The 15842-nt window shown below is 61.1% G+C and carries 13 protein-coding genes; 5 read left to right on the forward strand and 8 right to left on the reverse strand.

The window, feature by feature from the left end; genetic code table 11:
• The first annotated feature begins 8 nt into the window (after positions 1-8).
• From Q4481_RS05360 to Q4481_RS05380, 5 genes are all read left to right on the forward strand, one after another.
• Positions 9-1289: an ABC transporter substrate-binding protein gene (locus Q4481_RS05360; protein WP_304375288.1), complete on the forward strand. Its 1281-nt coding sequence runs from the start codon at positions 9-11 to the stop codon at positions 1287-1289.
• 27 nt (positions 1290-1316) lie between these two features.
• Positions 1317-2192 carry a carbohydrate ABC transporter permease gene (locus Q4481_RS05365; protein ID WP_304375289.1) on the forward strand — a complete coding sequence of 292 codons (876 nt, stop codon included), beginning with the start codon at positions 1317-1319 and terminating at the stop codon, positions 2190-2192.
• Positions 2189-3016 carry a carbohydrate ABC transporter permease gene (locus Q4481_RS05370; RefSeq protein ID WP_304375290.1) on the forward strand — a complete coding sequence of 276 codons (828 nt, stop codon included), beginning with the start codon at positions 2189-2191 and terminating at the stop codon, positions 3014-3016. Before Q4481_RS05365 ends, Q4481_RS05370 begins: the two co-directional genes overlap by 4 nt.
• Before the next feature lie 12 nt (positions 3017-3028).
• A complete protein-coding gene (locus tag Q4481_RS05375) occupies positions 3029-4123 on the forward strand; it encodes an ABC transporter ATP-binding protein (RefSeq protein WP_304375291.1) in 1095 nt (364 codons plus the stop codon).
• A 254-nt stretch (positions 4124-4377) separates the two neighbouring features.
• Positions 4378-4869 (forward strand): hypothetical protein, encoded by a 492-nt coding sequence (locus tag Q4481_RS05380; protein ID WP_304375292.1) that lies wholly within the window; start codon positions 4378-4380, stop codon positions 4867-4869.
• A 308-nt stretch (positions 4870-5177) separates the two neighbouring features.
• Here Q4481_RS05380 and Q4481_RS05385 read toward each other — a convergent pair whose 3' ends face one another.
• The 8 genes from Q4481_RS05385 to Q4481_RS05420 form a co-directional block, all read right to left on the reverse strand.
• Positions 5178-6419: an acyl-CoA dehydrogenase family protein gene (locus Q4481_RS05385; protein WP_304375293.1), complete on the reverse strand. Its 1242-nt coding sequence runs from the start codon at positions 6417-6419 to the stop codon at positions 5178-5180.
• Positions 6420-6448: 29 nt separating this feature from the next.
• Positions 6449-7243 carry an SDR family NAD(P)-dependent oxidoreductase gene (locus Q4481_RS05390; RefSeq protein ID WP_304375294.1) on the reverse strand — a complete coding sequence of 265 codons (795 nt, stop codon included), beginning with the start codon at positions 7241-7243 and terminating at the stop codon, positions 6449-6451.
• Positions 7233-8849: a class I adenylate-forming enzyme family protein gene (locus Q4481_RS05395; RefSeq protein ID WP_304375295.1), complete on the reverse strand. Its 1617-nt coding sequence runs from the start codon at positions 8847-8849 to the stop codon at positions 7233-7235. Before Q4481_RS05395 ends, Q4481_RS05390 begins: the two co-directional genes overlap by 11 nt.
• Before the next feature lie 87 nt (positions 8850-8936).
• Positions 8937-10445 carry a sugar ABC transporter ATP-binding protein gene (locus tag Q4481_RS05400; RefSeq protein WP_304375296.1) on the reverse strand — a complete coding sequence of 503 codons (1509 nt, stop codon included), beginning with the start codon at positions 10443-10445 and terminating at the stop codon, positions 8937-8939.
• A 1-nt stretch (position 10446) separates the two neighbouring features.
• Entirely contained in the window at positions 10447-11541 is a 1095-nt protein-coding gene (locus Q4481_RS05405) for a WD40 repeat domain-containing protein (RefSeq protein ID WP_304375297.1), read from the reverse strand.
• Positions 11538-13655 (reverse strand): ABC transporter permease, encoded by a 2118-nt coding sequence (locus Q4481_RS05410; RefSeq protein ID WP_304375494.1) that lies wholly within the window; start codon positions 13653-13655, stop codon positions 11538-11540. The genes Q4481_RS05405 and Q4481_RS05410 overlap by 4 nt, the downstream gene beginning before the upstream one ends.
• Positions 13656-13733: 78 nt before the next feature.
• A complete protein-coding gene (locus Q4481_RS05415; RefSeq protein WP_304375298.1) occupies positions 13734-14762 on the reverse strand; it encodes a sugar ABC transporter substrate-binding protein in 1029 nt (342 codons plus the stop codon).
• Positions 14763-14801: 39 nt separating this feature from the next.
• Complete coding sequence (locus Q4481_RS05420; protein WP_304375299.1) at positions 14802-15782, reverse strand: ABC transporter permease; 981 nt, start codon at positions 15780-15782, stop codon at positions 14802-14804.
• Between the last annotated feature and the right edge of the window lie 60 nt (positions 15783-15842).

The following is a 15842-nucleotide window of genomic DNA, read 5'->3' on the forward strand; positions in this document are numbered from 1 at the left end:
GAACTAAAATGATCAGACAGACCCGAATGATCCTCGCTTTCGCCGCCTCGCTGCTTTCCTCCGCAGCCTATGCCGCACCGGTCGAAGTAACCCTGTGGCACATGGAACAGCCGCCGCATCGCGTCGAGCGCATCCAGCAGCTGATCGATGCCTTCAATGCGGCCCATCCCGATATCATCGTCAAGCAGGAGCCGCAGAACTGGGGCGAAATCTACGCCAAGGCACCGGCTGCACTTTCCGCCGGCGCCGGCCCGGACATGCTGTTCGCCATCCCGGATTTTGCGCCCATCCTCAAGAATATCGGCGCGCTGACCTCGGTCGCCGATTTCGTGTCCGAGCTCGATGCCAAGCACAAGTTCGTGCCGAGCACCGTCCAGTCCTATTCCTATGATGGCGGCGTCTGGGCGGTTCCGCTTTACAACATGACCATGAACCTCTGGTACCGGAAGAGCGATTTTGCCGCCGCCGGCGTCAAGGTTCCGACCACCTGGGCAGAATGGGAAGACGTCGCCACCAAGCTTTCGAAGGATGGCGTCTTCGGCATCGGCGTTCCGGCCAACAAGCAGCTCTACACTGACCAGACCGTCTATAGCCTGATGGTCAATGGCGGCGCCACCGAACTCTATAACGAAGACGGCTCGCTGCGGTTCGACAATCCCCAGACCGTCGCATCCTATGAGTTCTACACCAAACTCAACAAGCTTTCGCCGCCCGACAGCACCTCCTGGACCTGGGGCGAAGCCGAAGCCTGCTTCGTGTCGAAAAGCTGCGGCATGATCATGCAGTTCTCGGTCATCTCGACCTACGACACCCAGGGCGGCGGCGATCCGGCCGATCTCGGCGTGGCAGCCATTCCGCATGCCGAAGGGCAGGAAGGCAACAACACCATTGCCTATGCCAATGCCGTGATGCTGCTGTCCAAGGACGAAGCCAAGCGCAAGGCATCCGAGCAGTTCATCAGCTGGCTGCTCGAACCCGAGAACTATGGCAAGTTCCTCAACATGGAACCCGGCCTGTTCATGCCCGTGACGGAAGATGGCGCCAAGGCCGAAAGCTTCTGGAGCGACCCGATGGTGGTGAAGTACAAGTCGCAGATCGAGACCGCGATCGCCAACGGCAAGAACGGCAAGCTGTTCGGCTTCACAAGCGGCCGCACCTTCCCGTCGATCGCAGCGATCTCGGCCCAGAACCTCATCGCCGCAACGCTTCAGGACATCGTGGTCAACGGCAAGGATGCGGCAACCGCCGTCACCGAAGGCCAGGCCGCGATGGTCAAGGCGTCCAACTAAGCGCTACCGGGGATCAGGATTAAACCCATGACGAATTCGCGCCTTCTGGCCTTTGCCTTTGCAGCGCCCGCCATGGCCGTCCTGGTCCTGATCCTCGGCTGGCCGCTCGTCTCGGCTTTTCTCCTCAGCCTTCAGGACGTGCGGTCCGTCGGTGCGGCCGGCCAATGGGTCGGCTTCGCCAACTACCAGAAAGTACTGGCCGATCCGGTCATGTGGCGTTCCATGGGCATGAGCCTCGCCTGGGTCTTGGCCAATGGTGTGCTCCAGACTGGCCTTGCCCTCATGGCAGCCCTGGTGCTGAACGAACAGTTCCCCGGCGTGAAGATCGCCAGAACCTGGATCATCCTGACCTGGATCGTGCCGACGGTGGTGGTGGTCATCATCTGGCGCTGGCTGTTCTCCACATCGGGCGGCATGATCAACCCGCTGATGATCAATATGGGCCTGATCGAACGCCCGGTCGGCTTCTTCAATTCGCCCTGGAGCGCGTTTGCCACGCTGGTCTTCATCAACTCCTGGCGCTGGTTTCCCTTCATCACCCTGATGCTGCTTGCCGGCATGACGCGCATCCCGGCCGATCTCTACGAGGCTGCGCGGATCGACGGCGCCAATGCCTGGAAGCGCTTTTCCCGCATAACCTGGCCGCTTCTGAAGCCGACGATGGCCGTGCTCGGCGTGGTCGGTACCCTGCTCTCGTTCAATGTATTCGACATTATCTGGCTTTTGACGGCGGGTGGCCCCGCCGGTGGCACCCGGACGCTGCCGATCCTGATCTACGAAACCGCCTTCAAGGGGTACCGGCTGAGCGAGGCCGCGACCCTTTCGGTGATCGCCACACTCGTCCTCGTCGCCTTTGCGCTCGTGACCGCGCGATCGATGGACAATGAGGGAGGCCGCACATGAACCGCTCCCCGGCCATCAACCTGCTGCTCGGACTGTCGTTCCTGTTCATTGTCCTTCTGGTCGCCTTGCCGTTCTGGTGGGTCTTTAGCGGCTCTTTCAAGTTGCCTCAGGAAATCATTGCGCGATCGCCGACATTCTTTCCGCATTCCTTCACCCTCGATCACTATATCCGGCTGATCGCGCGTTCCGCCTATGCGACCTATGTCGTCAACAGCCTCATCGTCGCGCTTTTTTCGACACTGTTCACGCTTCTGATCGCGGTTCCCGCCGCCTATGCCTTCTTCCGCATGGAGTTCCCCGGTCGGGAGACGATCTACCGGATCATTCTGCTCGCCTATGCCTTTCCGAGCATCGTCGTTCTCATTCCCCTCTTCGGCATGCTCGCCAAAATCGGCATGATCGACACCCTGCCCGCGCTGATGCTGGTCAATGTCACCTTCGCGCTGCCCTTCTCCATCTGGATGCTGCGCTCCTTCTTCGCCTCGGTGCCAAAGGAAATCGAGGAGGCCGCGATCATGGATGGCGCCGGCCCGGTGACGCTATTGCGGCGGGTGATGATTCCGCTGATTGCGCCCGGCATTGCCAGCGTCGGCATTTTTGCCTTCATCTCCTCCTGGACCGAATATGTGTTCGCCTCCGTGCTGATCATCTCGGATGTCAAACGCACCGTTCCCGTCGGCTTTTCAGGCATCATCGGCCAATATCAGATCGACTGGGGGCTGCTTTTGGCCGGCGCCGGTCTGGCTGTCCTGCCGGTCATCATTCTCTTCGCCTTCATCGGCCGCTGGTTCGTCAGCGGGCTGACCGAAGGCGCGGTCAAATAAGGATAGGCACCCATGGCCGAATTGAAGCTCAGCAATGTCAGGAAGTCCTTCGGCTCGACCGAGATCATCAAGGGCGTCGATCTCCGCTTCGGCACCGGTGAGTTCGTGGTGTTTGTCGGTCCCTCCGGCTGCGGCAAATCCACCCTCCTGCGCATGATTGCCGGCCTCGAACAGGTTTCAAGCGGCGCGATCGAGATCGATGGCATCGATGTCACCAACACCGATCCGTCCAGGCGCGGCATTGCCATGGTGTTTCAGTCCTATGCGCTCTATCCGCACATGACGGTTGAGGAGAATATGGGCTTCGGGCTCGAAATGGCCGGCATTCCCAAAGGCGAGCGCCAGCAGATCGTGCGCCGGGCTGCTGAAATCCTGCATCTCGAACCCTATCTTCAGCGTAAGCCGAAAGCACTCTCGGGCGGCCAGCGCCAGCGTGTCGCCATCGGTCGCGCCATCGTGCGCAATCCCAAGATCTTCCTGTTCGACGAGCCGCTCTCCAATCTCGACGCGGAACTGAGGGTGCGCATGCGGCTCGAAATCGCCAAGCTGCATGCGACCATCGGCGCCACGATGGTCTATGTCACCCATGACCAGGTGGAAGCCATGACGCTTGCCAGCCGCATTGTCGTGCTGCGGGCCGGCCATGTCGAACAGGTCGGCGCGCCGATGGAACTTTACGCCAATCCCGACAATCTTTTCGTGGCCGGCTTCATCGGCTCGCCGAAAATGAACTTCGTGCCCGCTACACTTGTCGGTCGCGGGGCCAATGGCAGCGCGCTCGTCTCCATCCCCTCGCTCGGCATCGCCGAGATGGCGATAGCGCCACGCAATGGCGCAGCCGATCTTCCGGCCGGGATCCTGGTCGGCATCCGCCCCGAGCATTTCCGTTCGGACAATGCTGCGGGCACCACCATTCCGGTCTCGCTGCGCTGCGATGTCACCGAACAGCTCGGCAATGTCTCCTACCTCTATTCCCAGCGCGACGGCGACGACAGCCTGATTGCCGAATGGCGCCGCCCGGACCGGCCCCAGGCAGGCAGCCGCGTCTCTCTCTGGATCGACCCGTCCGACTGCCTCCTCTTCGATCCCACCGGCCCCCGGCTCTGAAACCGGCGTTTCTGACTTTCGAACCGCGCATCTGTGAGGGGGCGACCAGCTCTTCAATTCATAGTAAGCGATGCGGCGCTGACACGCATGTTGGCTGGCTGGTGGGCCGATGGAATTTCATCCTCCAGACTGGGTGTGTTGCGCCTGCACATTGGATTTCGGGGCAAAAACAGCTGAACTTGATCAAGTTCTGGAGCTGGGCTACGAACGCGTTCGCTGCTTCGATCGTGAATGTCAGTTCCGTGGGGTCCCAGATGAGCGTTGTCGACTATTTGGCGGATCATCAATTGCCGCTATATGGAAGCTCCATTTCAGAGGCGGACGGGAAGCAGCTCTTGTCTAAGCTTCACCAGGGAATAGCCCTGGAAACCTATGTTGCTCTACTTCAATCGTTTCCGCTGTGTGGCGTCTCGTTCGCGCTCTCGGAAGACCACGACTTGTCGGGGTTTGGTGCTGAAGTTCAGATGATGAATACAACCCAGATGTTGAGTGAGGCATTCGACGCTTACCCCGGGATCGTCGTAACAAAGTTGGGATACATCCCAGTTGGCATGTGCTTGTTAGGGTCAGGCGATTACTATTATCTGAATGCCAAGGCTGGTGATCCAAGCAACCCTCCTTTAGTACGTGTTCCTCACGATGCCATGACATCGGCAACAACTTACGCTGAAGAGCAGATTGAGGTTGTATGTTGCTCGTTTACAGACTTTCTTGGAGCGGCCACGATAGATGCGCCCGCTGCCTGATTGCCAGTGATCCAGTTTGGTCGGCAGCGACATTCAGGCACGTTTATACCACCGAATAATCCTACGGGAACAGTTCCTCGATCCGACACTACTCTTTGCCGTTGTCGAGAGTGGTGCGCATGGCGGGCGGATAGGTCTGCGGTTCGATGGCGTTGGGTGTACCCATTTCGATCCACGCCTCCGTGAAGATGGCGACAATCGAACATACATTGCCTGCTCCACCGTAAGCCTGGCGCGTCGCGAACCGGATGCACGTCAACCGGCACCATGGAATGATACCGGTTGGAGAGGACGGTCGGTCGGGATCATCATTCCGTATAGAGATATTTGAGCGACTGGCCGAGGTTCTTGCCGCGCTCCTTCAACTCCATCTTGCCGATCGAGCGCAGATGTACCTCATCGGGTCCGTCGATCAGCCGCAGGGCGCGACCCCAGGTGAAGATGTCGCCGAGCGGTGTGTCGGGGCTGAGCCCCATGGCGCCGAAGGCCTGGATGGCGCGATCGGTAACCTCGCACTGCATCTGCGGGATCAGCGTCTTGATCATCGAGATTTCCTTGCGCGCGGAGCGTGCGCCGCCCTGATCGATCATCCAGGCGGTTTTCAGAACCAGAAGACGGGCCTGTTCGATGGCAACGCGCGAACGGGCGATCCATTCGAGGATCGTATCGCGCTCGGCCAGATGGCGGCCGAAGGTCTTGCGTTCCTGCACCCGGTCGCACATCAGATCGAAGGCCACTTCGGTCTGGCCGATCGAGCGCATGCAATGGTGGATGCGGCCCGGCCCCAGGCGCGCCTGCGCCATCATGAACCCGTCGCCTTCCGTACCCAGCAGGTTTTCGGCCGGAACGCGGACATTTTCAAACCGCACTTCGCAATGGCCCTCGGGCGAGAAGTGGTTGAGAATGTTGATGTTGCGCACAATGGTCACGCCCGGCGTATCGCGCGGCACCAGAACCATGCTCTGCTGCCGATGCGGCTCGGCGTCCGGATCGGTCTTGCCCATAACGATCATGATTTTGCAGTTCGGATGCGCCGCGTTGGTGATGAACCACTTGCGGCCGTTGATGACATAGTCATCGCCATCGCGACGGATGCTGGTCTGGATATTGGTGGCATCCGAGGAAGCCACGTCAGGCTCGGTCATGCAGAAGGCGGAGCGGATCTCGCCGGCCAGAAGCGGTTTCAGCCAGGCCTCGTATTGCGCCGGCGTGGCAAACATGTGCAGAAGCTCCATGTTGCCGGTGTCAGGCGCATTGCAGTTGAAGACTTCCGACGACCAGAAGACCCGCCCCATAATTTCGGCGAGCGGCGCATAATCGAGGTTGCTCAGGCCCTGACCGGGCTCGTCCTCGCGCAAGGACGGCAGAAACAGGTTCCAGAGCCCTTGCGATTTGGCAAGCGCCTTGAGATCCTCCATGAAGGAGACCGGATACTGGCCAGCCTTGACTTCCTTGTGCCAGAGCCGATCCCGGGGGATCACATGCTCCTCCATGAACTCCGTCAATTGCTGCCTCAGCGCATTGCAACGATCCGAGTATCCAAATTCCATCCGAACATCCTCTTCTCTCTGAAAGGTTCCTACATTGCGGTCAGGCCGCCATCGATTCCGAGCGCCTGTCCTGTCATGAAACTGTTGCGTGGATCGGCCGCGAACCGCACCGCGATCGAAATCTCGTCCGGTTCGGCAAGGCGCCGCATGGGAACGCCCTGGGCCAGCCCCTCGGTATCGGGATGTGCCTGCCCGGCCGTGATTGCAGCGAGCATGGGCGTGCGCACGAATGAGGGGCAGACGGCATTGATGCGAATGCCGCGACGGGCATATTCCAGTGCGCTCGATCGTGTGAGCCCGATCACCGCATGTTTCGACGCCGCATAAACCGCAAGATTCGGCGCCCCGACCAGACCCGCGACCGATGCCATATTGACGATGGCACTGTGCTGCCCGGTGTGGGAAAAGGCCTCGCTCATCACCCGGAGTTCATGCCGCATGGCATGGATGACGCCGAGAACATTGACCGCAAGGATCCGTTCGGCCTCCTCCGGCCCGGTGTCGGCAAGCCGCGTAAAGGAAGAGGCAATGCCGGCATTGTTGACGGCAATATCCAGCCTGCCGAAGGTCGCGAGCGCCGTCGCAACCATGGCTTCCGCGGTGGCCTCGCGCGTGACGTCGCCGACTGAGATCGCAACCGCCGCCCCCATAGACTGGAGTTCGCCGGCAAGCGCTTCCAGTGCTCCACCATCCCGATCGGACATAAGCAGGCTCGCGCCCTCTTCGGCGAAATCGCTGGCGATCTTGCGCCCGAGGCCACCCACAGCACCGGTGATCAGGACAACCTTGCCCGCAAACCGGGCCTCATCATTCTCACGTGTCACGCATGGCCTCCTGTCGCAGCAGGGTCTTCACCAGTTTGCCGTTCACGTTCCGCGGCAGCGGTTCGCTACGGATCGTGAACCGGTCCGGCACCTTGTAGTCGGCCACGCGAGCCGCCAGGAAAGCCCGCAGATCGTCAGCTGTGACCGCTCCATTACCATCGCCGGCAACAACGAACATATGGCCGCGCTCGCCCAAAACCGCACAGGGATAGGGAACCAGGGCGGCTTCCCGCACACCCTTCATTTCCATCAGCAGATTTTCGATCTCCGCACTGAAGATCTTGTAGCCGCCGCGATTGATCATATCCTTCTTGCGGTCGTGAATGCGGATGAAGCCGTCCGCGTCGCGGCTCGCGACATCGCCGGATTTCCAGTAGCCCTGCTCGAAGGATGCGGCATCTGCCTCGGGATTTTGCCAATAGCCCGGCACCACCATCGGGCCCTTGATCCAGAGTTCTCCCTGCTCACCCTCGCCAACATCGCGACCCTCTTCGTCAACGATCCGCAACTCGCCGCAGGGCACGGCACGACCGACGCTGTCGTTTGAAACCGATGTGCCGAGCGGAACCAGCGTCGTGGGTGACGTTGTCTCGGTGGCACCATAGGCGTTGTGAAGGCTGAGCCGCGGCAGCATGTCGGCCATGCCTTGCTTGATCGCTTCCGGCATCGGCGCGCCGCCAAAGGCGCCGATGCGCCAATCCGGCAGCATGCCGGCCTTGAGCGCCTGCCGATGCAGCAGAAGCGCATACATGGCCGGGACCATGATCGTGTAGGTCATGGCATGTTCTGTGGCCAGTTCGACGAAGCGGGTCGTCTCGAAATGCGGCATCATGATCAGCGTGCCGGCACAGCCGAACATGACCAGGATCTGCGCGCCCAGTCCCGTCACATGCGTGCAGGGCACCGCCAGAACCGTGGCTTCGCCTTCTGCGAGCTCGAAGACCATCTGGTAATGCAGGACGCTGTGCACCATGCCGAGATGCGTGATCTTGGCCCCTTTCGGCCGGCCCGTCGTGCCCGATGTGTACATCAGAACGGCACAGGCGTCCTCATCGATCGCGGGCGCCCCGAAGGGGCGAGCATCCTTGCCGGTTGCCAGAAAGGCCGCATAGTTCGTGCCGCCTTCGACCTCGACGCCAACCCCGATGCGGAGCCCGAGCGAGGGAACCTCGATCTGATCAGGTTGTTCTGCCGCGGTTTCCGCGTCGCAGAGCACGGCGCTGACGCCGGCATCGCGATAGAGCCCGCCCAGTTCGGCCCGGCGATGGCGGTGGCCGACCGGCATGGCGATGAAGCCGGCCTTGAAACATGCGACGAGACCGACAACGAACTCGATCCGGTTTCCGGTGTTGAGCGCAATCCGGTCACCGGCTTGAAGGCCTGCCGCACGCAAGGCGGAAGCAAACTGCTCCGCCTCCCGATCGAGCGCGGCATAGGTCAGCGCCCGGTCAACGTCGCGAACCGCTTCGCGATCCGGGGCGGACCGCACCGCCGCATCGAAAATGGCGCGCATGTTTTGAGGCCGTGGGGACAGGCAAAGAAGCGATCTGTCGCCGAAATGGGTTTCCCGTTGCAAGGCGACTTCGCCTGGCGCGATACCGGCCATCATATGCTCCTTCCCGCATTGCCCGTCGGGCGCCGGTGGCACCGGCGCTCCCTCCCCGACCGTCGATTTTCTTCCATGCCAACGGTGTCAGTGAACGGCGGCAAAGATGATCTTCTCTTCGCTGGCATCCTTGGCTTCGAACTCCTCCACAATCTGGCCCTGCCGCGCGACAAGGATGCGGTCTGACAGGGTGAGGATTTCCGGCAGGTAGGACGACACGACGACAACCGCGATGCCCTCGTCTGCCAGCTGTTCGATGAATTCATGGATTTCGCGGATGGCCCCGACATCCACCCCGCGCGTCGGCTCGTCAAAGATGACCAGCTTCGGCTTCTTGGTCAGCGATTTGGCGATGACGACCTTCTGCTGATTGCCGCCCGAAAGCTCGATGACCTTGGCATCGCTGCTGATCGCGCGGATATTCAGCCGCTTGATCCAGTGCTCGGCCAGCGTCCGGGCGCTGCGGTAATCGATGATGTTCCACATGCTGCGGTTGGCGACGGTGTCGCCCACCTGGATGTTCTGGCCGATCGTCATCGTTTCGAAGAAACCCTCGATCTTGCGGTCTTCGGTGACATAGACGATGCCATCCGCAACCGCAGGTCCCGGCACGCGATAGCGAACCGGCCTGCCGTCGAGATAGATGTTGCCGCCATGGAACAGGTCGCGTTTGTAAATGCCCGCCACCACCTTCATCATTTCGGTACGGCCAGAGCCGATCAGACCGAAAACGCCCGTCACCTGCCCGGCAAAGAGCGAGAAGGACGCGTTGCGAACGGCGACACCCATGGAGATGTTTTCGACACTGAGGGAACGTTCGCCCGCCGGACGTTGCCGCACCTCGCGCTTGTCGAGATTGGCATAGGCGGACTCCGACAGGTCGCGGCCAATCATGGCCTTGACGATGCGGCTGCGATCAAACTCGGCGCAGGGGCCGCCATCGACGATGCGCCCGTCGCGCAGGACGGTGATCGAGTCCGATAGGCTGAGTGCTTCCTCAAGCGCATGCGAGATGAAGATCACCGACACGCCACTTTTCTTCAGGCGTCGCACCAGGCTGAAGAAATGGTGTTTCTCCTCCGGCGTGAGCGTGGCAGTCGGTTCGTCGAAGATGATCACCCGCGCCTTGTGGTGAACGGCGCGCGCAATCTCCACCATCTGGCGCTGGGCGGCACCGAGTTCGGAGACATAGTGCGTCGGGTTGACGTGGAAATTCAGCGACTGGAGGAACTGCTGGGCCGCAATATTGAGCTTGCGCAGGCCGTTGAACAGTTTCTCGTCGCCGAGATAGATATTCTGGGCAACCGACATGGTCGGCACCAGGCTGTTTTCCTGATAGACCATGGCAATGCCCTGCGAGAGCGCCTCGGCAGGCGAACGGAACGTCACCTCCTTGCCATCCAGAAGCAGCGTGCCCGAGGAAAGCTGGTAGACGCCCGCCATCACCTTGGTCATGGTGGACTTTCCGGCCCCGTTCTCGCCGAGCAACGAGTGGATCTCGCCCGCCATGAGACGGAAGTTGATGTCCTCGTTGGCCACGGCACCGTGGAACTCTTTCCGGCCGCCACGGATTTCGATGATCGGTGTCTTGCTCATGTCAGATCTCCGCTTCCGGTAAGGCCAGAACGACGCCATCGCCTTTGGCGCCGATCCACAGATGCGGTTCGCCGCCAAGATCGGCTGTCGCAACGCTCGTGATCCCGTGCACGCGACCGTTCGCGCGGCTATGCAGGCTCGAACGCGGCCGCAAGTCCTGATCGAGGCGAACGACCAGCCCGTAGGACAGGCTCGGCGCCCAGGGCTTGAGGACGCCCATCTGCTTGACACCGCCCCCTTGCAGCACTTCGCGGAAATCACCGCCCGAACGGAGCTTCGGCGCCACCCAGAACTCTTCCGGCACGGTCGCCAGCATGCGTTGGAGATATTCCTTTTCGGCCAGGGTGAACTCGACGAGCTGATTGCGGGGCGCAAAGATGCTCAGCCAATAGCCGCCGCCCTTTGCCGGAACGATCCGCGACGGATAGCCCGGCAACCGACGAAGTGGCGTCGGTTTGGGGGCCGCGCCCGGCTGTTGCGGATCGACCAGCACCAGGCGATGCAGCCAGCTCTCGGAAACGATCAGTTTGCCATCCGGGCCGACCGCCAAGCCGTAGGGCCAGGCAAGGTCCCGGGCCAGTTCCACCGGGGTCGCAGCACCCGCTGTCCAGATGAGCACCCGCCCGGTCGTACCATGGCTCATAAGATCGCGGCTCCAATGGGCCGGTGTGTTCTTCGGCGAGCCGCTGGCGATCGCCAGACGACCATCCTGCAGGAAGAGCAGTGCCGTCGGACAGGACACATCGATCCGGGCAAGCTGTTCGCCACCGGGCGAGGAAAAGACAAGAACGCGCCCGTCGTCGAGACCAACGGCGAGACGTCCGTCCGGCGCCACCGCCAGAGCCGAGATGGCATTGTCGAACTTGGTGACGGTTTCGGAGATCGTCCCCGTAAGCCGCAGAAGCTTTGCGCCAGAGCTGGCAAGGAGCCCATCTGCGGTGGCGGTCAGATTGTCGACCGCATCGATACGATGGAGCGCCTCGCAGCCATCGAGCCGCTCGTTTGCCTTCAGCGGGCCGTCCATGACGGGCACGAAAATGCTGGCATCCCCGCGTCCGAAGACATGATCGGCGTAACGTCGGATGGCACCAATCATCGCATGTCTCCCCAGTAGGACTTCATTCCCTGCCAAGCCTGATCGGCGTCGGACAGTCTGTATTTTCCGATCCTGTTGTTGGAGATGCCGCCGAGATAAAGGTAGCCCTTGTGCTCACGCATGGACGTCACCATCGGATGATTGACGCCCCCCAGATCCCACAACGAGGTAACCACCTCGCCGGTTTCGGTGAACTTCAGGATACAGCCGGTATTGATGTTCGGAAACAGCCAGTTCGAACCGGAGACCCGGCGCGACATCCGCTTGCGGTAGTCCGGCATCTTGAGCGCCAGGTCGAGCGCAGGACCGCGCATGCCCACGAGTGCCAGCCAGTAGCCGCCGTCCGAAGCACGATTGATATTGTCGGGATAGCCGGGAAGATTGTCGATCACCACCTCGACCTTGCCCGCCTTGGGCCCGTCGAACCAGTAGCGCGAGATGCGGCAGGCCCAGGTTTCGGCAAAGAGGAAGGACTTGTTGTCACGGCTCATGCAGATGCCGTTTGGAAAGACCAGTCCGGACAGGACGGTTCGGGTGCGGTTCGTCCGCGGATCGTAGCAGACGATACGACCGTTGCCGCGGCTTTCCAGAGCATCGACCGGCCAGTTGTGCAGGTCGTAACGCTTGGTGGCTTCGGAAAAGAAGATCCGGCCGTCGTGAGCGATATCGAGGTCGTCGGCGAGGCTGAGACGGGAATCGTCGATGATCGAGGTCAGCGAACGGTTGGTCTGGTCCGTCACCTTGCGGACGTCTCCGTCCGGCGACACCGCATAGACGCCCATTCCGCCGACGCAGGTCACCAGATTGCCCTCTTTGTCGAAGGCCATGCCCAACGGGTGGCCGCCGATATGGGCAAAGACTTCATGCCGACGATAATCTGGTGCGAAGAAGCGTACGATATCGCCCTGCCGGGTGCCGGTATAGAGATTGTCGCTGGCATCGAGGATCACGTCTTCCGGACCCTCGACATCGCCAAGACCGATCAGTTCCACTTCGCGCAAGCGGTTGTTCTGGGCATAGGGCGAGCCGCTGTCGGCTGCGGTGGCAGGGGCCGGCGGCAGCGCGGAATAGGCCGGCGAAACATAGACCTTGTTGAGGATTTTGGTGCGGTTCTTGGTCCAGCGCACTTCCACGATTACCGACAGAAGCAGTGTCAGGCCGAAAATCAGAGCCGTCGCACCGCCCTGGATGCCGAACTGGATCAGACCGTTGGAGAGGAACAGGACGATCAGACCGCCCAGAAGCGCCTTGGCCACCGAGCCACGACCGCCACCAAGGCTGGTTCCGCCGAGAATGGCCGCGGTCAGCGCCACCATCTCCATGCCCATGCCGGTTTCGGCGCCGGTGCTGGCCAGCCGGGCGGCATACATATAGGCCGCGATGGCGCACAGGAGGCCGCTGACGACATAGGTGAAGAACACGGTGCGGCGGACATTGATACCGGCATTATAGGCCGAGCGGCGGGCGCCGCCGACGGAGACCAGATGCCAGCCAGCCCGCATGCGGCTGATGACGATATGCGTGAAAAGGAAAATCACCGCTGTTGCGAGGATCGTGTAGGGGATGCCGATGAGGTCGCCCTCCCCGATTTCCGCCCACAGTTCGGACTCCGGGAACACGGACGAGATCTCGACCGCGTGTTTCAGCAGCAGAATATCGACGATGGCGCGGAAGATGATCAGCGAGACGAGCGTTGTCAGAAACGCGCGCATTCTCATGAAGCCGATCAGCACGCCGTTGAAGGCGCCACAGACGATGCCCGTCAGCGCAGTCAGGACAAAGGCGGTTGCGGGATCGAGGCCGAGAGCGTGGACGCAGTAGAGCGCGACGAAATTGGAAACGGCAAAGATCGAGCCGACCGACAGATCGATACCGCCGCCCAGCATCACGATTGTCAGGGCAAGCGTCACCAGTCCGAGTTCTGCGAACTGGCGGCTGTAATCACCGAGCGCATAGGCGGAATAAAATCCCGGCAAGGAGACATAGAGCCCGATCAGGAGCAGCAGCAACGCCGTAAAGGGAATTGCATTGTCGATCCACCGCTTGGAAAGGATTTCGCCAAGGATGTGATCAGGCACGAGTCGATAGCGCCACTTTCTGTAGGTTTCCAGCATCGCCACGTTTTCTCTTCAGATAGTTGTGAGGGGCATGGCAGCGGCTGCCTGGACAGCCGCGCCTTGTCTCGGGACGCGTTACTTCGATGCGAGGCTGTCGACAGTCCAGCAGGCGCCGAAGTTGCGATACTTGTCCAGCGTCTCCGGCGTCAGCATCTGGAGCTGGGTGTAGAGCGAGTAGTTGTTCTCGCCCGGAGCCGACTTGGACTGCAGAAGGCTTGTGATGCCGTTTGCCAGATCACGGGCCTGGCCCGGGACGTCGTAGCTGATATCGAGGTCGAACACGCCATCCTTGAGATTGTCGCAGCCGGCCTTGCCGCCACCGCCGGAGGTGACGATGAAGATATCCTTGTCGCGACCGGCCTGCTTGACCGCAGCGCCGGTGCCGACATCCATGCCGTCCCAGAAGCCGATGATGCCGCAGAGATCCGGATGCTGCTGGAGCGTCGTTTCGGTGATCGCGCGCGCCTTCGATGCATCCCAGTCCGCAGCCTGGTTGGAGACGACGGTGATTTCGGGATGCTTTTCAAGGACCTGCGAGATGCCGCGCAGCTGATAGGCGCTTGCGGCTGCCGTCGGCGGACCCTGTACGATCGCGATCTTTCCGGACGTGCCGGCGCTGCACTTTGCCACCACGGCCTCGGCAGCGCGACGACCGATATCGACATAGTCGGCACCGGCGAAGACATCCGTCGAATAGGCCGACTTCATGTTGATCTGCAGCACGCGAATGCCCGCCTGTTCGGCCTTGCGCAGAAGCTTGGCATAGGTCTGGACGTCGGGGTTATGCACAACGATCGCATCGGGCTTTTCGGCGATCAGCGACGAAATGGCCCGCGAGCCGGCTTCGGTGCTCCAGTTCGGATCCCGCACATCGACGCTGATGCCGAGGGGCTCGAGCTGGTTCTTCATGCCGGCATACCAGCCGTCGGTCAGGTCGAAGCCGAGTGCGAGCGGCACGAAGACGACCTTCTTGCCCTTGAGCGCCTCATAATAGGCATCGCGCTGCGGGTCGGCCATCCCCAGTTCTTCGGCCTGCACCGCCGCGGTTGCCGGCAACAGGAATGCGAGCGCCATGGTGGCCAGTCTAGTCTTGAACGATGTCATTGCTTCCTCCCAGGATATGACAGTTGGTTTACGGTTTGGTCAGATATCGCCTTGCTGACTCGTCTGTTCGTCACGAGGATTGAGGATCGTGTCGGCAAGGATGGCGAGCAGAAGGATCACTCCCTTGATCAGGCTCTGCTCGTTGTAGGAAATGTTGAGAATAATCATGCCGTTGAGCAGCGTACCGATCAGCATCGTGCCAATCAGCACATTCTTCATGCCGCCGCGCCCGCCCGAAAGCCCGATCCCGCCGACCACGACGACCAGAAGCACGTCATAGATGAGCGTCGAATTGAACATGCGGGAATTGATGTTGTTGACGGCACCCGCCGTCAGGAGCCCGGCAAAAAAGGCGACCAGACCGGCGAAGATATAGATGAGGATCGTTGCCGGACGCGCCGGAATACCGGCCGACCGTGCTGCGACCGGATTGTCTCCCATCGCATAGATGAAGAGGCCGAGAGCCGTCTTGCGTAGCACGAGATGCGCCAGGGCCAGCACGCAGATGAAGCAGATGACCGAGATGGGAAGGCCGAAAACCTGTCCCCGCCCCAGCGTGAAGACCCAGCCGGCATCTTCCGGCAGGTAATTGGCTTCCGACCGCAGGAACAGCACCCGCCCGGCACCATAGATCACGCTTCCCATCGCAAGCGTGGTGAAGACCGCAGGGATGTCGGCGTAGGCAATGATTGCGCCCGTGACGGCGGTCGCCACCACGACGAAGACAAGCCCGAGCAGCGCGCCTTGCCAGAAGGGCAACCCGCCCACAAACGGCCCGTCCGGGCTCGACAGGACGATGGCGACGCCAGCGCCGATCACGAGCGATGCGATCAGGGACAGGTCAATCCCGCGGCTGATGACCACAACGGCCATTCCGACCCCAAGGATACCGAGAACCGAAACGCTTCTCAGCAGCGTGAACAGGTTCCCCGCCGACAAAAACCCGTCCAGAAAGACGGAAAACCCGGCAAAGAGCGCCACGGTGATCGCAATCACGATCGTTTCGTGGGTCGCCTTCACCGAACGCCCCCGACCCTGAAGAACGGCAGTTTTTCCTGAAGTTTGCGTCATGTCACACGA

Origin of the sequence: Fluviirhizobium alvei (assembly GCF_030551875.1) — a bacterium.
Taxonomy (GTDB): Bacteria; Pseudomonadota; Alphaproteobacteria; order Rhizobiales; family Rhizobiaceae; genus Rhizobium_E; species Rhizobium_E alvei.